Source organism: Phreatobacter cathodiphilus, assembly GCF_003008515.1.
Lineage (GTDB): Bacteria > Pseudomonadota > Alphaproteobacteria > Rhizobiales > Phreatobacteraceae > Phreatobacter > Phreatobacter cathodiphilus.
On record NZ_CP027668.1, the window covers coordinates 33,574 to 55,833 of the forward strand.

The 22,260-nt window shown below is 71.4% G+C and carries 17 protein-coding genes; 7 read left to right on the forward strand and 10 right to left on the reverse strand.

The window, feature by feature from the left end:
- Positions 1-51 precede the first annotated feature (51 nt).
- Complete coding sequence (xseA, locus tag C6569_RS00180) at positions 52-1,641, forward strand: exodeoxyribonuclease VII large subunit (RefSeq protein ID WP_106746956.1); 1,590 nt, start codon at positions 52-54, stop codon at positions 1,639-1,641.
- Positions 1,642-1,645: 4 nt separating this feature from the next.
- Here the strand turns inward: xseA and C6569_RS00185 are convergent, their stop codons facing one another.
- Together C6569_RS00185 and C6569_RS00190 are read right to left on the reverse strand one after the other, a co-directional pair.
- Positions 1,646-2,767, reverse strand: a complete 1,122-nt coding sequence (locus C6569_RS00185; RefSeq protein WP_106750809.1) for a carboxylate-amine ligase — start codon at positions 2,765-2,767, stop codon at positions 1,646-1,648.
- Positions 2,768-3,030: 263 nt separating this feature from the next.
- Entirely contained in the window at positions 3,031-3,777 is a 747-nt protein-coding gene (locus C6569_RS00190) for a 16S rRNA (uracil(1498)-N(3))-methyltransferase (protein WP_106746957.1), read from the reverse strand.
- A gap of 175 nt (positions 3,778-3,952) precedes the next feature.
- Between C6569_RS00190 and C6569_RS00195 the strand changes: the two genes are divergently transcribed.
- Together C6569_RS00195 and ubiA are read left to right on the forward strand one after the other, a co-directional pair.
- The gene (locus C6569_RS00195) at positions 3,953-4,432 is read left to right on the forward strand and encodes a hypothetical protein (RefSeq protein WP_106746958.1); all 480 of its coding nucleotides are present in this window, start codon (positions 3,953-3,955) and stop codon (positions 4,430-4,432) included.
- A 7-nt stretch (positions 4,433-4,439) separates the two neighbouring features.
- Positions 4,440-5,381, forward strand: coding sequence for a 4-hydroxybenzoate octaprenyltransferase (gene ubiA, locus C6569_RS00200; protein ID WP_106750810.1), 942 nt, complete (start codon positions 4,440-4,442; stop codon positions 5,379-5,381).
- On the opposite strand, the gene C6569_RS00205 is transcribed toward ubiA, so the two are convergent.
- The 4 genes from C6569_RS00205 to C6569_RS00220 all read right to left on the reverse strand — a co-directional run bounded on the left by C6569_RS00205 (position 5,374) and on the right by C6569_RS00220 (position 9,451).
- Complete coding sequence (locus C6569_RS00205; protein ID WP_106746959.1) at positions 5,374-6,021, reverse strand: FMN-binding negative transcriptional regulator; 648 nt, start codon at positions 6,019-6,021, stop codon at positions 5,374-5,376. The two genes, ubiA and C6569_RS00205, sit on opposite strands and share 8 nt — an antisense overlap.
- A gap of 100 nt (positions 6,022-6,121) precedes the next feature.
- Positions 6,122-7,831, reverse strand: coding sequence for a methyl-accepting chemotaxis protein (locus C6569_RS00210; protein WP_106746960.1), 1,710 nt, complete (start codon positions 7,829-7,831; stop codon positions 6,122-6,124).
- A 116-nt stretch (positions 7,832-7,947) separates the two neighbouring features.
- Entirely contained in the window at positions 7,948-8,913 is a 966-nt protein-coding gene (locus C6569_RS00215; RefSeq protein WP_106746961.1) for a bifunctional riboflavin kinase/FAD synthetase, read from the reverse strand.
- Between the two features lie 85 nt (positions 8,914-8,998).
- Positions 8,999-9,451, reverse strand: a complete 453-nt coding sequence (locus C6569_RS00220; RefSeq protein WP_106746962.1) for a MaoC family dehydratase — start codon at positions 9,449-9,451, stop codon at positions 8,999-9,001.
- A gap of 221 nt (positions 9,452-9,672) precedes the next feature.
- On the opposite strand from C6569_RS00220, the gene C6569_RS00225 reads away from it, so the two are divergent.
- Both C6569_RS00225 and mutL read left to right on the forward strand, forming a co-directional pair.
- Positions 9,673-11,196 (forward strand): EAL domain-containing protein, encoded by a 1,524-nt coding sequence (locus C6569_RS00225; RefSeq protein WP_106746963.1) that lies wholly within the window; start codon positions 9,673-9,675, stop codon positions 11,194-11,196.
- A gap of 31 nt (positions 11,197-11,227) precedes the next feature.
- On the forward strand, positions 11,228-13,024 hold the full coding sequence (gene mutL, locus C6569_RS00230; protein ID WP_106746964.1) for a DNA mismatch repair endonuclease MutL: 1,797 nt from the start codon (positions 11,228-11,230) through the stop codon (positions 13,022-13,024).
- A gap of 4 nt (positions 13,025-13,028) precedes the next feature.
- Here the strand turns inward: mutL and C6569_RS00235 are convergent, their stop codons facing one another.
- Positions 13,029-13,919 (reverse strand): patatin-like phospholipase family protein, encoded by an 891-nt coding sequence (locus C6569_RS00235; RefSeq protein WP_106746965.1) that lies wholly within the window; start codon positions 13,917-13,919, stop codon positions 13,029-13,031.
- Between the two features lie 104 nt (positions 13,920-14,023).
- On the opposite strand from C6569_RS00235, the gene C6569_RS00240 reads away from it, so the two are divergent.
- Positions 14,024-14,986 carry an alpha/beta hydrolase gene (locus C6569_RS00240; RefSeq protein ID WP_106746966.1) on the forward strand — a complete coding sequence of 321 codons (963 nt, stop codon included), beginning with the start codon at positions 14,024-14,026 and terminating at the stop codon, positions 14,984-14,986.
- A 6-nt stretch (positions 14,987-14,992) separates the two neighbouring features.
- Here the strand turns inward: C6569_RS00240 and C6569_RS00245 are convergent, their stop codons facing one another.
- Entirely contained in the window at positions 14,993-18,538 is a 3,546-nt protein-coding gene (locus tag C6569_RS00245; protein WP_106746967.1) for a hybrid sensor histidine kinase/response regulator, read from the reverse strand.
- Between the two features lie 199 nt (positions 18,539-18,737).
- Between C6569_RS00245 and mscL the strand changes: the two genes are divergently transcribed.
- Positions 18,738-19,148: a large conductance mechanosensitive channel protein MscL gene (gene mscL, locus C6569_RS00250; protein WP_106746968.1), complete on the forward strand. Its 411-nt coding sequence runs from the start codon at positions 18,738-18,740 to the stop codon at positions 19,146-19,148.
- Between the two features lie 6 nt (positions 19,149-19,154).
- Here the strand turns inward: mscL and rsmD are convergent, their stop codons facing one another.
- Together rsmD and C6569_RS00260 are read right to left on the reverse strand one after the other, a co-directional pair.
- The gene (gene rsmD / locus C6569_RS00255) at positions 19,155-19,709 is read right to left on the reverse strand and encodes a 16S rRNA (guanine(966)-N(2))-methyltransferase RsmD (RefSeq protein WP_106746969.1); all 555 of its coding nucleotides are present in this window, start codon (positions 19,707-19,709) and stop codon (positions 19,155-19,157) included.
- A gap of 3 nt (positions 19,710-19,712) precedes the next feature.
- Positions 19,713-21,845, reverse strand: coding sequence for a pseudouridine synthase (locus tag C6569_RS00260; RefSeq protein WP_425440722.1), 2,133 nt, complete (start codon positions 21,843-21,845; stop codon positions 19,713-19,715).
- Positions 21,846-22,260 lie beyond the last annotated feature (415 nt).

A 22,260-nucleotide genomic window follows, 5' to 3' on the forward strand; every position in this document is an offset into this window, starting at 1 on the left:
TCCCGCAGCGTCTAGACAAGAGCGCCCCGTCCGGCAACGGATTCGCTGCGCATGACCGACGTCGTCCCGTCCAACACGCCCGAGATTTCTGTCTCGGACCTCTCCGCCGCCATCAAGCGGACGGTGGAGGACGCCTTCGGCTATGTGCGGCTGCGCGGCGAGGTCTCGGGCTTCAAGGGCCCGAGCGCTTCGGGACATTGCTATTTCCGCCTGAAGGACGAGGGCGCCGCCATCGAGGCGGTCATCTGGAAGGGCACCTACGGGCGGCTGAAGTTCAAGCCGCAGGAGGGGCTGGAGGTCGTCGCCACCGGCCGCGTCACCACCTTCCCCGGCTCGTCCAAGTACCAGGTCGTCATCGAGAGCCTGGAACCGGCCGGCGTCGGCGCGCTCATGGCCCTCCTGGAGGAGCGCCGTAAGACGCTCGCCGCCGAGGGCCTGTTCGACGCTGCCCGCAAGCGGCCCTTGCCCTATCTGCCGGCGGTGATCGGCGTCGTCACCTCGCCGACCGGCGCCGTCATCCGCGACATCCTGCACCGGCTCGAGGACCGCTTCCCGCGCACCGTGCTCGTCTGGCCGGTGCGCGTGCAGGGGGAGGGCAGCGCGGCGGAAGTCGCCGCCGCCATTCGCGGCTTCAACGCCATCGGCCCCGACGACGACCTGCCGCGGCCCGACGTCATCATCGTCGCCCGCGGCGGCGGTTCGCTGGAAGACCTCTGGGGCTTCAACGAGGAGATCGTCGTCCGCGCCGCGGCCGGGAGCGCCATTCCGTTGATCTCCGCCGTCGGCCACGAAACCGACACCACGCTCATCGACTTCGCCGCCGACCGCCGCGCACCGACCCCGACCGCCGCCGCCGAGATGGCGGTGCCGGTGCGGGCCGACCTCGTCGCGGAGACGCAGGGCCTCGGGCGCCGCCTCGGTCTCGCCGTCGCCCGCCGCATGGACGGCCGGCGCACCGAACTCAGGGCGGCCGCCCGCGCCCTGCCCGATGCCGAGCGGCTTCTCGCCACCGCCCGCCAGCGCCTCGACGCCGCCGGTGAGCGTCTGCCCAATGCGCTCGCCGCCAATGCTGGCGCTCACCGCACGCGCCTCGTGCGCGCGGCGGGGCGGCTGTCGCCGGCGCTTCTGGCAGGGCGGATCGAACGCAGCCGGGACCGGGTCGCGACGCTGTCGGATCGCGCCATGGCGGCGCTGGAGCGGCGCACCGAGCTGCGCCGCCAGGGCTTCGTCACCCTGTCGGACCGTCTCTCCCGTTCGCTCGGTGTCTATGCGAGGACCCAGTCCGACCGCCTCGGGCGCGCCCGCGACCGTCTTCACTCGCTCCACGCCCGCGCGCCGCGCGCCATCGCCCTCGTCCTCCGCCGCGGCAGCGAGCGGTTGGACGGCGCGGCGAAGCTCCTCGCCGCGCTGTCCTACCAGGGCGTTCTCGCCCGCGGCTTCGCGCTGGTGCGGGATGCGGAAGGCCGGCCGCTGCGCTCCGCGGCAGCCGTCACGCCCGGCATGGCGCTCGCCATCGAATTCGCCGACGGCCGCGTCGGGGCCACGGCCGGGGGCGACGCGCCGCCGCCTGCGCCGAAGCCCGCAAGGGCTGCCGAGCCCAAGGCCCGCAAGGGCGGGGAAGGGCAGGGCAGCCTGTTCTGAGCCGCTACTGCAGCGTCTGCGCCGCGATCCAGGTCTTCACCGCGCGCAGTGCGTCATGCGGCGTCTCGGCGAGGCCGAGAGCCGACTTCCACACGGTGAGCTGGCCGTCGGCGCTGGTGCCGCGGACGCAGATGTCGAGGCAGCGGGCGAGGTCGTCCGAGCAGCCGAGCGCGTCGGCATCCTCCTCCAGCAGCGTCACCGTCTCCTGCACCAGATCGGCGATGGAGACGGTGGTGCGCCGCTCCTCGTCGACGAAGGAGCCGTGGATGCCGTAGCGCTGCGCCCGCCACTTGTTCTCCTGCGCCACAGCCCGCGACAACGGCGAAAGGTCCGAGCGGAAATCCGGGTGGCGGAGGAGGTAGCGCACCATCGAGCGGTAGAGCGCGGCGATGGCCAGCGAATCGTCGAGGCTCGTGCAGGAATCGGGCGCCCTGAGCTCCAGCGTCGGGAACCGGCGGGAGGGCCTCACCGCCCACCAGACGTAGCTCGAATCCTCGATCACCCGTGCCTCGACCAGCAGAGCGACATAGTCGTCGTACTCGGCCTGGGTCTTGAACATCTCCGGCAGGCCGGTGCGCGGCAGCTCGTCATAGGCGGCCAGGCGGTACCCCATCAGCCCCGTCGCCCGCGACTGCCAGAACGGCGAGGAGGTCGACAGGGCGATGAGCAGCGGGATGGTCGGCATCAGCCGGCCCATCACGTCGATGCGGCGCGACAGGTCGTCGAACTCGGCATGCACGTGCAGGCCGCAGACGATGTTGCGCTGGCCGAGCATCTGCAGGTCGTGCATGACGCTGTCGTAGCGCGGGGCGTCGCTGGCCCGCTGCGTCGCCCACATGGCGGTCGGATGGGTGCCGGAGGCGAGGACGGCGAGGCCGTGCTGCGCCGCCACCTCGCCGAGCATGCCGCGCATGGCCTGCAGCTCGTTGCGCGCGGCGGAGGCCGTGGCGTGGACGGAGCTCGTCAGCTCGATCTGCGACTGCAGCATCTCGCTGCCCACCCTGTCGCCGAGGCGGGCCTTGGCGGCCTCGAAGAAGCCCTGCGGCATGCGACGCATCACGGCCTTGGTCTCGGCATCGACCACGAAAAATTCTTCCTCGATGCCAAATCGGCGGGTGTCCGACATGATGGTCTCCATGAATGGACGTCAAACAGCAGTGGTGGAGCGTGCCGGAAAACAGCCGCTCGCCGGCGCGCCCCTCCCAGTCCGGGGCGGCGTCCGGCGCGCCTGAGGCTCTCTGGCGGCGGGGCGAAAATGTGGCCCGATCCGGTCACGGATCGCCACGATTTCGTAACGTATTGAAAGATGGCGTGAACTTAATTCCGTTGACTTCGGCCCGAAACGCCGCCCTTCCGCCGGGCGCTTGCGTCGCTGCAGGCCGCGCTGCCTCAGCGCCAGTCGCCGAGGCTGGCCTGCACCACCGCGAGGGCGGCGACCGCCGCCGTGTCGGCCCTGAGGATCCGCGGGCCGAGCGACAGGGCGAGGGTTCGCGGGCGCCTGGCGATGAGGACCCGCTCTTCCTCGGAGAAACCACCCTCGGGGCCGATGAGCACGGCGAGCCCGCCCTCGGCGGGACCGGCGGCACGCAGGGCTTCCACGGGATTGGCGATCGCCGCGCTCTCGTCGCAAAAGACGAGGAGCACGTCGTCGGGCAGGGCGGCCAGTGCGGTGGTAAGCGGTTGGGCGTCATCGCATCCGGCAACCGCCAGAATGCCGCATTGTTCCGCCGCCTCGACGGCGTTCGCGCGCATCCGCTCGCTGTTCACGCGGCTCGCCTGGGTGCGGCGGGTGATGACGGGAACGAGGCGCGACACGCCCATCTCCACCGCCTTCTGCACCATGTAGTCGAGCCGGGCATGTTTGAGCGGCGCGAAGAGCAGCCGCAGGTCGCCGGCCTCCGGCTGCGGCCGCAGGCGCTCTTCCACTGCGAGGGAAAGCGACCTCTTGCCGCTGCGCCTCAGGCGCGCCGCCCATTCGCCGCTCGCCCCGTCGAAGACCGCGATGCGCGCGCCGTCGTCGAGCCGCATGACGTTGAGCAGATAATTGGCCTGATCGGCCCCGCAGGCGATGATCGCCCCTTCCGCGAGAGGAGCGGCCACGAACAGCCGTATCGCCTTGAAATCATACGCCGCCATGTCGCGCGCTTCCCCCTGTGCCGGACCGGCGGCCCTGCATCGGTGGCGAGGCGGCGATGGTGGGAAACCCGCCCCGACCGTCCGTCACATTTGCCACGATGCTGACCGATTGATATGTAACCAAGCGATTTCACTCAACCTCGCTCGCTCTGCGGACGTGTTCAGGGGCCGAACGATGCACCGTCCTTACGCGATCAAGACTGCCCTGGCCGCCCTTGCCGTCGCTGCCGTGATGGCGGGCGAGGCGCGCGCCAACGAGATCTGCCAGGCCGAATTCCAGCCGCTGATCGCCGCGCACCAGGAGGTCATGAAGCAGACCCAGGCGGCCATTCCGCGCGGGCGCCCGACCAGCTTCGAGCAGGCCAAGGCCAATGCCCAGCGCGCCTGTGCCGCGCTCACCACCGCCCAGGCCTCGTTCCGCCGGCTGCAGCAGTGGATGACCACCAATGCCGATTTCTGCCGCCTGCCCGAGCAGATCATGAACGACGTCAACACCGGCGTCGCCAACATCACCCGCAACCGCACCCAGGCCTGCAACGGCGTCGCCCAGCTCGAGCGCCAGCGGCGCCAGGCGGAGGCCGGCGGCGGCAATCCCTTCGCGCCCAATGCGGGCCGTCGCCCGCAACTCGACCTGCGCACCCCCGGCGCGCTCTGACACGGCGATGACCGCCGCGGACGGACGCGTCGCCGACGCCGTTCGGGGCTCCTGGGTCGACACCCACGCGCCCCTCGCCTGGCGGCCCTATCTCCGGCTCGCCCGCGCCGACCGGCCCATTGGCTCCTGGCTCCTGCTCCTGCCGTGCTGGTGGTCGGCGGCCTTCGCCGCGCTGGCGGCCGGCCAGCCCCTGCCGAACCTCTGGCACATGGCGCTGTTCGCCGTCGGCGCCGTGGCGATGCGCGGAGCGGGCTGCACCTATAACGATCTCGTCGACCGCGACATCGACGCCATGGTGGAACGCACCCGGTCGCGGCCGCTGCCTTCGGGACAGGTGACCAGCCGGCAGGCCAAGATCTTCCTCCTCGCCCAGATCGGCCTCGGCGCCCTCGTCCTGCTGGCGCTCTGGCAGCCCTTCGCCTGGGCGGTCGGCATCGCCTCGCTGGCGGTGGTGGTGATCTATCCCTTCATGAAGCGCATCACCTCCTGGCCGCAATCGGTGCTCGGCCTCGCCTTCTCCTGGGGCGCGCTGATGGGCTGGGCGGCGGCCTTCGGCCGGCTCGATGCACCGGCGCTGCTGCTCTATGCGGGCTCCATTCTGTGGGTCATCGGCTACGACACCATCTATGCCCACCAGGACCGCGAGGACGACGCCATCGTCGGCGTCCGCTCGACCGCGCTGCTCTTCGGCGAGAGGACACCGCTCTACCTGTCGCTGTTCTATGCGGCGGCGGTCGCGCTCTTCGCGGCGGCGCTGTGGAGCCTCGCGGCCCCGCCGCTCGCCTATGCGGGCCTCGCCGCCTTCGCCGTGCACCTCGCCTGGCAGGTGCGCAGCCTCGACATCGCCGACCCGGACCTCTGTCTCCGGCTGTTCAAGTCCAACCGCGATGCCGGGCTCATCTTCCTCGCCGGGCTGATGGCCGCCGCGCTGCTCGCCGCCCTCAGCTGACCTTGCCCCCGCGCAGGGACTCCACCAGCTCCGCCACCGCCGCGTCGGCCGGATCGCCGGAGGCGGACAGACCGGCGACGACACCCTCCACATCCGCCGCCGGGCGGTTCTGGCTCATCTTCAGCTTGGCGTCGAAGGACGAGACCGCGAACTGCATGCCGACGATCGCCCGCATCTGCATGGCGACGAAATCGTCCGGCGCGTCGCTCAACGCCCAGGGATGGTCGCGACCGCTCTCGTGCCGGTCGGTGAGGTCGGCGAGGTTCTGCCGCAGGAAGGCTTCCTCCGTCGGCCAGGACACCCGCCCGCGCACGTGGACGCTGGCATAGTTCCAGGTCGGCACGACCTTGGCCGTCTCCTTCTTGGTCGCGTACCAGGAGGGGGTCACATAGGCCTGCGGACCGGTGAAGACGAGCAGCGCCTCGGCCCCCTCATCGGTGTTCCGCCAGTGCGGATTGGCCTTGGCGACATGGCCGAAGAAGGCGGGGCCGGTCCCCTCGACCTCCTTCAGGATCACCGGAAGGTGGGTGGCGAAGAGACCGTCGCGGCCATGGGTCACCAGCAGCGCGAAGGGGTGCGCCCGGCAGAAGGCCATCACCTCGGCCTCCTCGCCCATCCGGAACAGGGGCGGCACATACATGGCGGAACCCTCCTGCCGCAACGACAGCGGCCGGGACGATAGGAGCATCGTCCCGGCCGGTCCAATCAAGCCTGGTCATGGCGCGAATGCGCCCCGCTGATCAGGCGGCGCGCACCTCGGCGACGAAGGTCTTGAGGGCTTCGTCGATGCTGGCCGAGCAGCCGGCGAGGCGACGGCTCGCCTGGGTCACCTCGGAGGCGGAACGGCCGGCGCCCTCGGCCGCACCGCTGACGTCGAGGATGGAGCGGCGGGCGAGGTCCGCCTGGCTGTTGGCCTCCGCGATGGCCCGCGAGATCTCCGACGTCGAGGCCTGCTGCTGGTCGACGGCCGCGGCGATCGCCGTGGTGATGTGGTCCATCGAGCCGATCGTCTCGGTGATGACGCCGATGGCCTGGACCGTGGCGTTGGTGGCCGCCTGCATGCGGCCGACCTGGGAGGCGATCTCGTCGGTGGCCTTGGCGGTCTGGCCGGCGAGCTGCTTCACCTCGGCGGCCACCACGGCGAACCCTTTTCCGGCCTCGCCGGCGCGGGCGGCCTCGATGGTGGCGTTGAGGGCGAGCAGGTTGGTCTGTTCGGCGACCGCGTTGATGAGGCTGATGACCTCGCCGATCTTGCGCGCCGCGCCGTCGAGTTCCGCCACCCGCGCGCCGGTCTCGCCGGCTTCCTGCACGGCCCGCCCGGCCACCTCCGAGGAGGCCGACACCTGGCGGCCGATCTCGATGATGGAGGCGGCGAGCTGATGCGCCGCGCTCGCCACCGCATTCATGTTGGCGGTGGCCCGGTCGGTGGCCTTCGAGGCGTTGTCCACCTTGCCGGCCATGGCGGCAGACGTGGTGGTCAGGGCCGAGGCGCTGGCGTCGAGCCCGCCGACGGCGGCGTCCGCATCGGCGATCCGGGCGGCCATCGCCTTCTCGTAGTTGACGATGGCGGCCTCCAGCCTCCGGCCGCGGTCGGCGCGCGTCTCGGCTTCGGCCAGACGCTCCGCCTCCGCGGTCTTGGCCCGGCGGGCGTTGTCGCGCAGCACGGCCAGGGCCCGCGTCAGGTCACCGATCTCGTCGCTGCGCGTCGGAGCGGCGATGGGCGTGTCGAGGTCGCCGGCGGCCACCCGCTCGAGCGAGGCGGTGGCGGCCACCAGCGGCTTGACCGCGCGGCGGACGACGACGGCCGCGAGCCCGCCGAGGACGACGACGATGACAAGCAGCGCAGCCACCATGCCCATCAGCGTCTGGCGCGCCTCGGTATGCAGCGCGGCGGTGGGAATGCCGATGAACAGCACGCCGATCACCTTGCCGGCGCCGTCCAGGACGGGATGGTAGGCGGTGTAGAACGAGCGGCCGAACAGCGTCGCCGGTCCGTAATAGGGACGGCCGGCCTTCAGCGGCGCCTGCGCCGGGTGGTCGGGAGCGAGCGCGGTGCCGACGGCGCGGTCGCCGTTCTCCTTCTTCACGTTGGTGGTGCGGCGGATGAAGACGCCCTGGTCGTCGGTGACGAAGATGGTGGCGACACCGCCCACCGCCTGCACCGTCCGGTCGACGATGCCGTGGTCGGTGAAGGCCGGCATGGAGCCGGCGCGCATGTCGGTGACGCGCTCCTCGGCGACGGTGAAGCGACTGTCGGCATGGCTCGCAGAAAAGAGCACCGCCAGTGTGCGCAGGTTGGTCTGCGCGTCCTGCAGCGCCGTCGTCTGGTTGCGGGTCTGGATCAGCCACCAGCCGGCGGCGATCGTCACGGCGGCGGTGATGACGAGGAGGAAAATGACGAAGCCGACGGACTTTCCGCCGATCTTCAGGGTGGGAATCCGGGCAGACATGGGGGCTGTCCTCTGGTTCGACTGGTTCCAGAGTAGGCGTCACCGCGGTTAATATAGGATCAACAGTGTCGAAATGTAATTAAGATTCGCATCCAGAAGATGGAAATAGTCGCCTGTCAGGCACCGTCGAGGATGGCGCGGGCGTCGCGGCTGTCCTGGTCCATCTGCACGATCAACGCATCCAGCGTCTCGAACTTGGCTTCCGGCCGGATGAAGCCGGCGAAGACGATGTCGAGGTCGCGGCCATAGAGGCTCTCGGCGAAGTCGAAGACATGGACCTCGAGCAGCGGTGCGCCGTTGTCGAAGGTCGGGCGGCGGCCAAAGCTCGCCACGCCGTCGAGCCAGCGGCCGTCGAGGCCGACCTTCACGGCATAGATGCCGTGCCGGAGCCCGCAAGCCGGATCGAGCTTCAGGTTGGCGGTGGGATAGCCGAGCTCGCGCCCGCGCTTTTCGCCGTGGATGACGGTGGCGGTGACGAACCAGGCGTGGCCGAGCTGGTCGTTGGCGGTCGCGACGTCGCCGGCGGCGAGGGCGTCGCGGATGGCGGAGGAGGAGATGGTGGCGCCGCCGCTGTCGAGGGCCTTCACCTGGCTGACGCCGAAGCCCTTGGAGCGCCCCGCCTGCTGCAGGGTCTCGGCACTGCCGCGGCGCCGCGCACCGTAGTGGAAGTCGCGGCCCACGACCACGTCCGCCGCCCCCAGCCAGTCGACCAGGAGCTCGGTTTCGAAGGCGTCGGCCGGGGTTTCGGCGAGGGTGCGGTCGAAGGGCAGCACGGCGAGCGCGTCGATCCCGAGTCCGGCCAGCAGCCGTGCCTTGGCGGCCGGGTCGCTCAGGCGGAACAGCGGCACGTCGGGCTGGAAATAGGCGCGCGGATGCGGCTCGAAGGTCATGACGATGGTCGGCCGGCCGGCCTCCGCGGCACGCCGGCGCGCCGCCTCCACCACATGTTTGTGGCCCCGGTGGACGCCGTCGAAATTGCCGATCGCCACCACCGCGCCGCGCAGCGCGTCAGGCACCGCCGCGTCGCGGGCCAGGACCGGGAAGGAAGCGGCCGGCCGTGGCGGCGGCAGGATCAGGGGCATGGCGAAAGCGGGCTTCGATGGCATGGGCTGTGGCGCGGCGGACCCTGCCGATGGCGGCCCGGCCCGTCAAGCAGCCTCTTCGCCCTCAGGCCGCAGCCTCGAGTTCGGTGCGGGAGGGAACACGCACCCAGGCCTCGCCCTCCAGCACCACCGCCGCGTCCGCGGCACATTCGCAGGCGAGCCGCGCCCTCTGGCGCTCCGGCATCAGCTCCGCCACCTCGACATGGACGCGGACCACGTCGCCGATCTTCACCGGCGCCCTGAAGTTGAGCGTCTGGGAGAGATAGACGGCACCCGGTCCGGGCAGGCGCGTCCCGATCACCGCCGAGATGAGGCTCGCGGTATAGAGCCCGTGGGCGATACGCTGGCCGAAGCGGGTCTTCGAGGCATAGACGTCGCAGAGGTGAATGGGGTTCTGGTCGCCGGAAATGTCGGCGAAACCGACGATATCCTGGTCGGTGACGGTCTTCATCACCAGTTCTGACAGGCCGACAGTCAGATCCTCGTAAGCGAGCGACCGGATGGAACGGATCGGCATGGGGGGAACACCTCCTCAAGGGGGCGCCACCTTCACCGTCGTTATGATGCAGCGCAATAGGACAATCTGCTGACGGCGCGGCGGTTCCCTGGTGGGGGGCGACATCCCTGTGGGCAAGCGCGGCGAGGGGCTGCGACCCCACGGAAACGCGAGACGAATCAGCGTGCCGCATTGCATCCTTCCGGCAGCGCAACAGCCAGCGGATCACATTCGGCTCACCCATGGCCCGACCGGGTTCCTACCTCATCGCCCTCTGCATGGTGGCGATCGCCGCATCGGCCTCCGTCCTCGCCTTCACCGTCGCCGCGGTCGAGGCGGGAACGGCGGCGGTTGTCGGGCTGGGCGTGCTGCTCGCCATGGTCATCGGCCATTTCGGCGGGCAGATCGGCGCCGACCGCGCAGCGACCGAAACGCGTCTCGTCGATCTCGCCCGCACGAGCGGCGAGACGACCCGCGGCCTCGCCGAACTGACGCAGCGCATCGAGCGTTTCGAGGCCATGGCGCTCGACAGGGCGCGCGCCGTCGCCGACCCCATCGCCGAGGAGGTCGGCGAGCTCGGCGCGCTGGTGAAGCAGTTCGCCGAGACCCTGCAGATCCATGAGGAGGCGATCCTCCAGGTCACCAGCCAGGGCGCCGTGGCCGCGGCGCCGGCCGCGCCGGCGACGGCGCCCGTCGCCGCCTCCGCCCCGCGCGAAACACCGCCGCCGCCGCCCGTCCAGGTGTTGCAGCGGCAGGCGGCGCAGCTCCGCCGCCAGGTCGAGCCGCGCTCGGCGACCGCCGACCTGCCGGAGGTCTTCGAGGGCATGACCCGCGCTGACGCCATCACGGCCATCGACGAGGCGATCTCCGCCAAGCGCTACGAACTCTTCCTGCAACCCATCGTCACCCTGCCGCAGCGCAAGGTTCGCTCCTATCAGGCGTCGGTGCGCCTGCGCACCGCCGAGGGACAGGTGCTGCTGCCGCAAGACTATCGCAGCCTCGCCGACGATGCGGGGCTGATGCCGGGCCTCGATGCCGAGGTGCTCGGCCGCTGCGTGCAGATCGTCCGCCGCTTGACCGCCCGCAACCGCGACGTCGGCCTCGTCTGCGACGTCTCCGGTTCGGCCCTGGCGGATGCCGCCTTCGCCACCGAGCTGATCGCCTCGCTGGAGGCCTCGCGCGCCATCGCCGGCTCCCTCGTCCTCGGCTTTACCCAGGCGACCGTCCGCGCCATGAGCGCGCTCGACGTCGAGACCCTGCGCAGCCTCACAGACAAGGGCTTCCGCTTCGCCATGGACGGCGTGCGCGACCTGCGCATCGAGCCGCGCGACCTCGCCGACAAGGGCTTCCGCCTCATCAAGGTGCCGGCCTCGCTGATGATCGCCCGCTCCGCCGAGACCGGCGCCGCCATCCACGTCGCCGACCTGGCGGGCCTCTTCCTGCGCTACGGCATCGACCTCGTGGTCGAGGACGTGGAGACCGAGGCGGTGGTGGTGGACCTGCTCGACTACGACGTGAAGCTCGCCCAGGGCTCCCTGTTCTCGCTGCCCCGCCCGGTGCGTGCCGAGGTCATGTCGGCGGCCGAACCGGCTGCCGCCGCGCCCGTGGCTGCCGCGACGCCGGCCGGCCGCGCCCGCCCCGACCAGCGTCCCGAGGCCCGTCCCCAGACACTCGGCGCCGCCGTCCTCGCCCAGGCCGCGGCGACGCGCGAGCCGCGCCGCCCCGGCGGCTCCGGCCTCAGGGCGCTGATCCGTGACCGGACCTGACGCCGGCTGCGCCGGGCGCTAGGATCATCCCATGGCCGTCCGCCAGCTCTCCGAAGGTGTCGTCAACCGCATCGCCGCCGGCGAGGTGATCGAGCGCCCCGCCGCCGCGGTGAAGGAGCTCGTCGAGAACGCGCTCGACGCCGGCGCCTCCCGCATCGACGTGCTGATCGAGGCCGGCGGCCGGCGGCTGATCCGCGTCGCCGACGACGGCTGCGGCATGGTTCGCGACGACCTCGCCCTTTGCGTCGAGCGCCATGCCACCTCCAAGCTCGACGACGAGGACCTCCTCGACATCCGCACCCTCGGCTTCCGTGGCGAGGCGCTGCCGTCCATCGGTGCGGTCTCGCGCCTCACCCTCACCACCCGCCATGCCGACGAGCCCCACGCCTGGTCGCTGACCGTCGATGCCGGCGCCAAAGGCGAATGCCGCCCGGCCGCGCTGGCCGCGGGAACGCGGGTGGAGATCGCCGACCTCTTCGCTGCGACGCCGGCCCGGCTGAAGTTCTTGAAGAGCGACCGCGCCGAGGCCGCCGCCGTCGCCGAAGTGGTGAAGCGCCTGGCGCTCGCCCATCCGACGGTCGCCTTCTCGCTGGCGGATGCCGACGGCCCCACCCGGCACTTCCCCGCCCAGGCCTTCGGCGAGGCCGGCCTCCTCGCCCGCATTTCGGATGTCGCCGGCCGCGACTTCGCCCAGAACGCCCTGCCCATCGACGTCTGGCGCGGCGAGGTCCGCCTCTTCGGCTTCGCCGGCCTGCCGACCTTCGGCAAGGCGACGGCGGCGAGCCAGTTCCTCTTCGTCAACGGCCGGCCGATCCGCGACCGCCTCGTGCTCGGCGCCATCCGCGGCGCCTATGCCGACACCATGCCGCGCGACCGCCACCCCGCCGTCGCGCTCTTCCTCGAGCTCGACCCCCACGAGGTCGACGTCAACGTTCACCCCGCCAAGACCGAGGTGCGGTTCCGTGATTCAGGCCTGGTGCGCGGCCTGATCGTCGCGTCGATCCGTGAGGCCATCGCCGCGGCCTCGCCGTCGACCGCCACCACAATCGCCGCCGCCACCCTCGGCGCCTTTCGCCCGGCAGGCGCCGCCGTCCCTGCGGCGGGCTGGGACTGGCGCGCCTCGCCGTCACGGCCGTCGGCGCCGGCCGGCGGCTTCGGCGAGGCGGCCCAGACCGCCTTCGCCATGGACATCGCGCCCTCCGCCGATGCCCGTGCCGCCGAGGCCGCGCCGGCCGAGGACGATCTCGACCGGCCGCTGGGTGCGGCGCGCGCCCAGGTCCACGGCACCTACATCCTCTCCCAGACCCGCGACGGGCTCGTCATCGTCGACCAGCACGCCGCCCACGAGCGCCTCGTCTACGAGCGGCTGAAGCGACAGATGGCCGAGAGCGGCATCGCCCGCCAGGCTCTGCTCATTCCGGTCGTGGTCGAGCTCGATCCGGCCGATGCCGCCCGCCTCGTCGAGCGCGCCGACGACCTCGCCGCCTTCGGCCTGGTGGTCGAGCCCTTCGGGCCAGGCGCCGTTATCGTGCGCGAGACCCCGGCCATGCTGGGCGAGGCCGATGCCGAGGCGCTGACCCGCGACATTGCCGAGCACCTCGCCGAATGGGACAGTACGGCGCCGCTCGAGCAGCGTCTCATGGCGGTCGCCGCCACCATGGCCTGCCACGGCTCGGTGAGGGCCGGGCGGCTGCTGCGCCCCGCCGAGATGAACGCGCTGCTGCGCGAGATGGAGGCGACGCCGGGCTCGGCTCAGTGCAACCACGGCCGTCCCACCTCGGTGACCCTGTCGCTAGCCGATGTCGAGCGGCTCTTCGGCCGGCGCTGAGTCCTCAGGTCCCCGGCCGGCCGGCGATCTCGGCGGGGATCGCCTCCAGGGCCAGCGTCACCCGCCGCTTCACCTCGTCCTTCACCGGCTCGCAGGCGGTAAGGATCTCCCGCGCGCGCAGGAAATCCAGCACCCGGAAGCGGTCGACGGGCGGACGCAGGTGGATGGTCGGCCGGTGTTCGGCGAGCCGCGCGGTGCTCAGCACCTGCATCATCAGCGTCACCGAGCCGAACATGGCGTCCCAGGGCTCGGGAATCACGTCGTCGATCTCGCGCTCCGCTCCGGAGCCGTTCAGCACGTCGACGGCGAGCGTCACCGCCGCCGAGACCCGATCGACCGGGACGGGGTTGATCGTGCCGCCGTCGACCAACACGTGGCCGCGATGGCGCACCGGCCGGATCACGCCGGGAATGGCCATGGAGGCGGCGACCGCCGGCACCAGCAGCCCGTCCGAGAAGGCGATGTCGGTGCGGGCGTAGAAGTCGGTCGCCACCACGGTCAGCGGGATTTCCAGCTCCTCGAAGGTGGCCGGGATCACCGGCGGCAGGAAGGCCGCCAAGAGCTTCTCCGCGTCCACCAGGACCGGATTGGTCAGGCCGCCGCGCAGGATGTCGGAGAAGCGACCCACCCGCGCCGCAAACAGGGCGCGCAGCACGTCCGGCTTCATCCGCAGCACGCCGAGCGCGTAATCGCGCATGTCCGCGCCGCTCATGCCGGCGCAATAGCAGGCCCCGACGATGGCGCCGATGGAGGTTCCGGCGACCTGGCGCGGGCGGATGCCGAGGTCGTCCAGCGCCTCGATCACCACGATATGGGCGAGGCCCTTGGCGCCGCCGCCGCCGAGAACGAGCGCGAGATCCGGGGACGGGGCCGGAGCGATGTCTGTCGGGTTCATGGGACGAGTCTAGCCCAGCCGCCCGCATGGCGGGAGCCCACCGGCCGGCTTGCCCTTGCGGGCGGGGCGGGCTTTCATCGGCGCCACTGCAAGGCGGATGAATCATGATCGACCTGACAAGCGCCCTCGGGCCCTCCTTCGATGCTGGCAAGGCGCCCGCCGATGCCCTCGCCGTCAACGCCGCCATCCTCAAGCGGCTGGAGAGCTGGGACAACTGGGCTCATCCCCCCGCCGTCATCCGCCAGATGCGGCGCGAGGGCCGCGGTGCCTTCCCCGCCCCCATTCCCTCGCCGCGGGCGCGCACGATCACCATGGACGGCCCGCACGGCCCCATCGACCTGAGGATCATCGCCCCCGAGAATCCGAAGGGCGTCTATGTCCACATCCACGGCGGCGGCTGGGTGCTAGGCAGCGTCGACCAGCAGGACCAGTGGCTGGAGCGCTTCGCCGACCGCGCTGGCATGGCCTGCGTCTCCATCGACTACCGCCTCGCGCCCGAGCACCCCTATCCGCAGGGGCCCGACGACTGCGAGGCTGCCGCGCTGTGGATCGCCGGCGAGGCGAAGCGGCTCTTCGGCACCGACCGGCTGGTCATCGGCGGCGAGAGCGCCGGCGCCCATCTGGCGGCGGTGACGCTCCTGCGCCTGCGCGACCGCCACGGCGTCATGCCCTTCCGCGCCGCCAATCTCCACGCCGGCTGCTACGACCTCGCACTCACGCCCTCGGTGCGGCGCTGGGGCGCCGAGAAGCTGGTGCTCAACACCCGCGACATCGAGATGTTCGTCCGCCATTTCCTGGTCCAGGGCGGCGATGTCCGCAACCCCGACATCTCGCCGCTCCATGCCGACCTGAAGGGCCTGCCGCCGGCGCTCTTCACCGTCGGCTCTCTCGATCCCCTCGTGGACGACACCCTGTTCATGGCGCCGCGCTGGGCGGCGGCCGGCAACCGCGCGACGCTCGAGGTCTATGCCGGCGGCTGCCACGTCTTCATCGGCTTCCCCGGCTCCAACACCGACCGCTGTCTGGAGCGGATCGAGACCTTCATGGGCGAGGCCTGCGCGGACTGAGCCGGCCTATTCGGCAGCGAGCTTGCGCACCCGCCACTGGGCGAGCAGCGCCCTGAGCGCTGCCGGGCGCACCGGCTTGTTGAGCAGATGCACCGATTTCGCCTGCGCCCGGTCGCGCACCTCCGGGCTGCGGTCGGCGGTGATGAGGATGGCGGGCAATGAGGCGCCGAAGCGCCAGCGCAGCTGGGTGACGACGTCGAGGCCGTTTCCCTCGTCGAGGTGGTAGTCGACGATGACCACGTCCGGCGGCACCTGACTGGCGTTGAGCACGTCGTGGGTCGCCGGCCAGCCGTCGGCGATGAGCGTCCGGCAGCCCCAGCCCGACAGCAGTGCCTCCATGCCGTGCAGGATCTTCGGCTCGTTGTCGATGGCGAGCACGGTCAGCCCGTCGAGCGGGGCGGCCGGCAGGGGCGAGGGCGCAGGGCCGGGCGCCACCGCCGGCAGGGCGGGGGCGATGGGCACCGTGACCGAGAACGTCGAGCCGCGCCCGACCTTCGACTTCACCGTCAGCTTGTGCTCCAGCACCCGCGCGATGCGCTCGACGATGGAGAGCCCGAGCCCGAGGCCACGCGCCACCTTCGCCCCCTGCTCGAGCCGCTGGAACTCCTGGAAGATGATCCGCTGCTTGGCCTGGGGAATGCCCGGCCCGCTGTCGTGCACCTCCAGCGACAGCTTCTTGCCGCGCCGGCGGCAGCCGATCACCACGCCGCCCTCGGCGGTGTACTTGATCGCGTTGGAGATGAGGTTCTGCAGCAGGCGGCGCAGCAGCCGCCGGTCGGAGTGGATGGCGAGCGCCGTCGGCACGAAGGTGAGGCTCAGCCCCTTCTGCTCGGCGATGGGGGCGAACTCCACCGCGAGCTGGCGGAACAGCTCGTCGATGCGGAAACTGCCGAATTCCGGCTTCATCGCGCCCGCATCCAGCCGCGAGATGTCGAGGAGAGCGGCGATGATCTCCTCCACCGCCTCGAGGGAGGCGTCGACATTGTCGACGAGCCGCCGCTCGTCGCCGCCGGTGCGCCGTTCCACCAGGCTCGTCGTGTAGAGGCGCGCCGCGTTGAGCGGCTGCAGGATGTCGTGGCTGGCCGCGGCGAGGAACCGGGTCTTGGAGAGGTTCGCCTCGTCCGCCTCCTGCTTCGCCAGCGCCAGCTCGGCGTTGAGCCGCGTGAGCTCCTCGGTGCGCTCGCGCACGCGCCGCTCCAGCGTCTCGTTGGCGCGCTCCAGCTCCTCGGCCGCCGCGACGGAGGCCGTGACGTCGGTATAGGTGGTGACGATGCCGCCGTCCGGCAGGCGCGCGGCGCGGACCTCGATGAACAGGCCGAGTTTGGCAAGGCGCTCGATCTGCGGTTCGTCGGCCTTGAGGAGCCGTTCGGCGCGCTCGGCCACCAGCGTCTCGATGTCGCCCGGTCCGAACTCGCCGCGCACCGCCAGCGCCCTGACGATGCGGTCGAAGCCGGCGCCGATGTGCAGCGTCTCCGCCGGCAGGGCGAGGACCTCGGCGAAGGGCCGGTTCCACACCATGAGGTTGCCGTCGGCGTCGAAGACGCTGACGCCCTGGCGGGCGTGTTCGAGCGCCGTCTGCAGGACCTCGCGGTTGTACTGCATCGCCGCATTGGCGTCGTCGAGCAGCTTCAACGCGTCGGTGGTCGACACGGAGCGCTTCTTCAGGAGCAGCGACAGGACGAGGCGCGAGGATGCCGTGCCGATAGCCGAGGCGAGCAGGCGCTCCGAGTAGCGCAGCAGTTCGATGTCCGCTTCCGCCGCCCCCTCCAGCGGCAGGCCCTGCTCCATGGCGTAGCTCTCGAAGGCGGCATGGGTGCGCTCCGCCCCGAGATAGCGCGCCACCGTCGCGCGCACGTCCTCCACGGTCACGGCGCTGCGCCAGAGCCGGAAGCTCGGCGCATAGTCGGAGGGGGGTGAGGGCAGAAAGATCTTCGCCTGCATCACCTCGATGGCCGAGGCCCGGCGCAGCAGCGAGACGCCGGCATAGAGCAGGAGGTTGAGGAGCAGCGACCAGAACACGCCGTGGGCGAGCGGCGGGAGGTCGACCATGCCAAACAGGTTCTGCGGCCGCAGCCAGACGATGCCGAAGGGGCCCTCGGCGACGAGCCGCGAGGGCAGGGCGCCCGTCGTCGTCAGCATGGGGAGGAGCAGCGTGTAGGTCCACACCGCCAGCCCCCCCGCCATGCCGGCGACGGCGCCGCCGGCATTGGCGCGGCGCCAGAACAGCCCGCCGAAGAAGGCGGGCGCGAGCTGCGTCACCGCCGCGAAGGACAGGAGGCCGATGGAGGCGAGCTGCGCCTCGCCGGCGATGCGGTAGTAGAGATAGGCGAGGATCATCACCGCCAGGATGATGGTGCGGCGGATCATGAGTATGGTCGGGCCGAGGTCGGTGCGGTCGTCGGCCGTGCCCTCGCCAGCGAGCAGGCGGCCGCGCAGCGTCAGAAGAGACGGGATGACCACGTCGTTGGAGATCATGATCGACAGCGCGACGCTCGCCACGATCACCATGGCGGTGGCGGCGGACAGGCCGCCGATGAAGGCGGCGAGCGTCAGCAGCTCGTTGCCCCGGGACATCGGCAGGGCAACCACCGTCATGTCGCTATCCATGGAGCCGGCCGGGAAGACGAGGAGCCCGGCCACGGCGATGGGAATGACGAAGAGGTTGATGAGCACGAGGTAGAGCGGGAACAGCCAGGAGGCGCGGCGGATCTCCGCCTCGGAATGGTTCTCCACCACGCCGACATGGAACATGCGCGGCAGCAGGATGCCGCAGCAGAAGGATAGGGCGCTCATCGTCAGGAAGGTCGACAGGTCCGGCCAGCGCAGCACCGAGGCGGCGATGTCGGGCCGCGACCGCGCCTGGGCGAAGAGGTCGGAGAAGCCGTCGAACATCACGTAGGTCGTGTAGAGCCCGATGGCGAGGAAGCAGACGAGCTTGACGATGGACTCCGCCGCGACCGCGAGGATCAACCCGTCCTGGTGCTCCGTCGCATCGGCGTGGCGCGTGCCGAACAGCATCGCGAAGACCGCCATCGACACCGCCACGACCAGCGCGAGATCGCCGAAGAAAGGCAGTTCCTGGGTGACGTTGACGATCTCGTCCGGCCGGATCGTCGTCATCAGCGAGGACGACACCGCCTTCAGTTGCAGGGCGACATAGGGGATCGTGCCGACGGTCACGATGAGGCAGACCATGCCGGCCACCGCCTGGCTCTTGCCGTAGCGCGCGCCGATGAAATCGGCGATCGAGGTGATGTTCTGCGCCTTGGCGATCCGCACCACTCGGCGGATCAGCGGCCAGAACAGCGCGAAGAGCAGCATCGGCCCGATATAGATGGCGAGAAAGTCGAAGCCGGAGCGCGAGGCGAGACCGACCGAGCCGAAGAAGGTCCAGGACGTGCAATAGACGGCCAGCGAGAGGGGATAGATCCAGGTCTGGCTCTGCCGGATCGCCTTTTCCTGCGCGCGGCGGCGGTCGCCCCAATAGGCGACCACGAACAGCGCCCCGAGATAGGCGAAGGCGGTCAGGATGATGACCAGACCCATGCTCATGGCGGCGATGTCGGGGGCATGATCATGGGAAAACCGTCATGGCGGAGCCGCAGCCCATGGGGGGCGCCGATCTGACCACGCGGGCGGCAGCCTGTCCATTCCCGCCTCCGGTCATGTCAGGGGAAACGGTTGCCATCCCGGCGAATCTGGCCGACCCTGCGCGCCCCGCTGACGCGACTGGCATAGCAGGAGGCCCGCCATGCTCAAGGAATTCCGCGAATTCGCTCTGAAGGGCAACGTCGTCGACCTCGCCGTCGGCGTCATCATCGGCGCCGCCTTCGGCCGCATCGTCGAGTCCATCGTCGGCGACCTCTTCATGCCGATCCTCGGCGCCATCGGCGGCTTCGACTTCACCAATTACTTCCTGCCGCTCAGCAGCGCCGTCACCGCCACCAACCTGGTGGACGCGCAGAAGCAGGGCGCCGTCATCGCCTACGGCCGCTTCATCACCATCGCCATCAATTTCCTGATCATCGCCGGCGTCATGTTCATGGTGGTGAAGGGCATGAACCGCCTGAAGCGGCAGCAGGAGGCCGCGCCCGCGAAGCCCGCCGAGACCCCGGCCGACGTGCTGCTGCTCACCGAGATCCGCGATCTCCTGAAGAAATAGCCGGGATCAGGCGCGGCGCAGGAACAGGAGCTGCGTCTCGCCCGCCTCGCGGCGCTCCTCCGTCACGAAGCCTTCGGGGACGGCGACGGCGACGTCCCCTGCCTCCTCCAGCACCACAAGCGCGTCGGGGGCGAGCCAGCCGCCGTCGCGGGCGCTCGCCAGCGCCCGCTCGCCGAGACCCTTGCGGTAGGGCGGGTCGCAGAAGGCGAGGGTGAAGGGCTCGAAGGGCGCGAGCGGGCCGAGCTTCGTCGCGTCGCGCTTGAGGAGCCCCGTGACGCCCGCCAGCCCCACCGCGTCGACATTGCCGCGGATGAGGCCACGCGCCTCCGCGCTCTGGTCGACGAAGGCGGCATAGGCGGCTCCGCGCGACAGCGCCTCGAGTCCGAGGGCGCCGGTACCCGCGAAGAGGTCCATGACCCGTGCGCCGTCGCACGGGTCGCCGTAGCCGTGGACGAGCACGTTGAACAGGCTCTCCCGCAGGCGGTCCGAAGTCGGGCGGATCGCGTCCGACTTCGGGCCGAGGAGGCTGCGCCCCCGGTATTTTCCGCCGACGATGCGCAAGGCTCAGCGGTCCCGCTTGCCCCCGAAGGGCTTGCCGCCCGGCTTGCCGCCGAAGGGCTTTCCGCCGGGTTTGCCGCCGAAGCTCTTGCCACCGAAGCTCTTGCCGCCGGAGGGACGATCGCCGAAGGAGCGCTCGCCGCGACCGCCGCCGAAGCTCTTGCCGCCCGACGGACGATCGCCGAAGGAGCGCTCGCCGCGACCGCCGCCGAAGCTCTTGCCGCCGGAGGGCTTGTCGCCGAACGAGCGTCCACCCGAGGGGCGATCGCCGAAGCTCTTGCCGCCAAAGGGCTTGCCGCCGCGGGGACGATCGCCGTCCGGACGCTCGGCCCGGTCGCCGAAGCGGCTCTCGCGCGGCTTGAAGTCACGGCCGCCGCTCCGCTCCTCGCGGTCGCCCCAGGGCTTGAAGTCACGGCGCGGCGCATCGCCGTCACGATCCCGGAACGGACGCTCGCCACGCGGCTTGAAGTCGCCACGCGGAGCGTCGCCGTCGCGATCCCGGAACGGACGGTCGCCACGCGGCTTGAACTCGCCACGGGGCCTGAACTCGCCACGCGGGGCGTCCCCGTCGCGATCCCGAAACGGACGATCGCCACGCGGCTTGAACTCGCCGCGGGGCCTGAACTCGCCACGCGGAGCGTCGCCGTCGCGGTCCCGGAACGGGCGGTCACCGCGCGGCTTGAAATCGCCGCGGGGCTTGAACTCGCCGCGCGGGGCATCGCCGTCCCGGTCGCGGAAGGGCCGGTCGCCGCGCGGCTTGAAGTCGCGGCGCGGTGCGTCGCCGTCCCGGTCGCGGAAGGGGCGCTCGCCACGCGGCTTGAAGTCGCCGCGCGGGGCATCGTCGCGGCTGCGGAACGGGCGCTCGCCGCGATCCTCCGTCTGGCGCGCCTGGCGGCTCTCGAAGCGTTCCTGCCGCGCGGCGGCCGGTTCGTCACCGCCCATCTTCTCGACGCGCACGCGCCGGCCACGGGAATCGGTCAAGGGAGCGCCGCGCTTGAAGTCGCGCTCGCCGCCCTCCTCGCCGGGCCGTCCGCCCTTATAGGCCGGCCGCGCCTTGTTGCGCGGGCCGAAATCGGTCGCCTCGCCGTCTCGCCAGACGCGCGGACGGTTGCCGAAGCGGTGCTCCGGCGTCCTGCCGGCGCCGCGCTCGCCCTCGTCGCGGTCACGGCCGAAGCGGGCCGGACGCTCGTCGCGGCCGAAGCGGGAGGGCCGCTCGTCGCGGTCGCCGAAGCGGGAGGGCCGCTCGCCGCGTCCCTCGAAACGGGCCGGCCGGGCGTCGCGCTCGGGGCGCCCTTCGGGACGGCCCTTGCGGGAGGAACGCTCCTCGCGGGCCCCCACCTGCTCGAAGACCGGCCGGTCGAACTCCACGCCGGCGAGCTCGGAGAGCTCCTCGCCGAGCTGGTCGCGCAGCACCCGCGTGCGGATCTCGTCCACCTCGCCCTCGGGCAGCTCGCCGAGCTGGAAGGGACCGAAGGAGACGCGGATGAGGCGGTTCACGTCGAGGCCGATGGCGCCGAGGACGTTCTTCACCTCGCGGTTCTTGCCCTCGCGCAGCGACAGGGTGAGCCAGCTGTTGGCGCCCTGCACGCGGTCGAGCTCGGCCTCGATCGGCCCGTACTCGATGCCGTCCACCTCGATGCCCTTGCGCAGGCGGTCGAGGGTCGTCTGGTCCACGCTGCCATGGGCGCGCACGCGGTAGCGGCGCAGCCAGCCGGTGGCGGGCAGCGCGAGCACGCGGGCGAGGCCGCCGTCGTTGGTCAGCAGCAGCAGGCCCTCGGTGTTGATGTCGAGGCGCCCCACCGTCACCACCCGCGGCAGGTCGTCGGGCAGGCGGTCGAAGATGGTCGGGCGGCCCTCCGGATCGCTGTTGGTGGTCACCAGGCCGGCGGGCTTGTGGTAGAGCCACAGCCGGGTGCGCTCGCGCTCCGGCAGTTTCTCGCCGTCCACCAGCACCACGTCGCGCTCGGTGACGTTCATCGCGGGCGAGGTCAGCACCGTGCCGTTGACGCTGACGCGCCCGGCTTCGATCCACTCCTCGGCCTCGCGCCGCGAGCACAGGCCCGCGCGGGCGAGGACGCGGGCGATGCGCTCCTCGCCGCGGTTGACGGGCTCGAACGAGCGGTCGCGCTCGCGCGGCACGGTGTTGCGGTCGCGCTGGCCGCGCTCCTCGGCGAACGAGCGCTTCGGGCGGTCCTCGCGACTGCTGCGCTCGGCGCGCGGCTTCTTCTCGATGCCGGCCTCGCGGGCCAGCGCCTTCACCACCGGATCCTCGTCGATGTCGTCGAGGAAGGCGGGCATGTCCTCGTCGGCGGCGATGGGATCGTAGGCCTCGATCCGCGCGGCCTTGCCCTTGCGGCCGCCCTTGGCGGGCTTCTCGACGGCAGGTTCGGCCTCGGCGGCGGGAGCCGGGGCCTCCGTGACGGGGGCGGCCTCGGCCTTCGCGGCCTTCGCGGTCTTGGCCTTGGAGGCAGCCTTGGCCTTCGGCGCCTCGGCGGCGGCCGGGACGGTCTCGGCGGGGGCGGTTTCGATGGGAGCGGCGGCCTTGGCGGTCTTG

Excerpts from the sequence above, each read along its gene's own strand:
- xseA (WP_106746956.1), top strand. The coding sequence starts at position 52 with ATGACCGACGTCGTCCCGTCCAACACGCCCGAGATTTCTGTCTCGGAC.
- C6569_RS00185 (WP_106750809.1), bottom strand. The coding sequence starts at position 2,767 with ATGTCGGACACCCGCCGATTTGGCATCGAGGAAGAATTTTTCGTGGTC.
- C6569_RS00190 (WP_106746957.1), bottom strand. The coding sequence starts at position 3,777 with ATGGCGGCGTATGATTTCAAGGCGATACGGCTGTTCGTGGCCGCTCCT.
- C6569_RS00195 (WP_106746958.1), top strand. The coding sequence starts at position 3,953 with ATGCACCGTCCTTACGCGATCAAGACTGCCCTGGCCGCCCTTGCCGTC.
- ubiA (WP_106750810.1), top strand. The coding sequence starts at position 4,440 with ATGACCGCCGCGGACGGACGCGTCGCCGACGCCGTTCGGGGCTCCTGG.
- C6569_RS00205 (WP_106746959.1), bottom strand. The coding sequence starts at position 6,021 with ATGTATGTGCCGCCCCTGTTCCGGATGGGCGAGGAGGCCGAGGTGATG.
- C6569_RS00210 (WP_106746960.1), bottom strand. The coding sequence starts at position 7,831 with ATGTCTGCCCGGATTCCCACCCTGAAGATCGGCGGAAAGTCCGTCGGC.
- C6569_RS00215 (WP_106746961.1), bottom strand. The coding sequence starts at position 8,913 with ATGCCCCTGATCCTGCCGCCGCCACGGCCGGCCGCTTCCTTCCCGGTC.
- C6569_RS00220 (WP_106746962.1), bottom strand. The coding sequence starts at position 9,451 with ATGCCGATCCGTTCCATCCGGTCGCTCGCTTACGAGGATCTGACTGTC.
- C6569_RS00225 (WP_106746963.1), top strand. The coding sequence starts at position 9,673 with ATGGCCCGACCGGGTTCCTACCTCATCGCCCTCTGCATGGTGGCGATC.
- mutL (WP_106746964.1), top strand. The coding sequence starts at position 11,228 with ATGGCCGTCCGCCAGCTCTCCGAAGGTGTCGTCAACCGCATCGCCGCC.
- C6569_RS00235 (WP_106746965.1), bottom strand. The coding sequence starts at position 13,919 with ATGAACCCGACAGACATCGCTCCGGCCCCGTCCCCGGATCTCGCGCTC.
- C6569_RS00240 (WP_106746966.1), top strand. The coding sequence starts at position 14,024 with ATGATCGACCTGACAAGCGCCCTCGGGCCCTCCTTCGATGCTGGCAAG.
- C6569_RS00245 (WP_106746967.1), bottom strand. The coding sequence starts at position 18,538 with ATGAGCATGGGTCTGGTCATCATCCTGACCGCCTTCGCCTATCTCGGG.
- mscL (WP_106746968.1), top strand. The coding sequence starts at position 18,738 with ATGCTCAAGGAATTCCGCGAATTCGCTCTGAAGGGCAACGTCGTCGAC.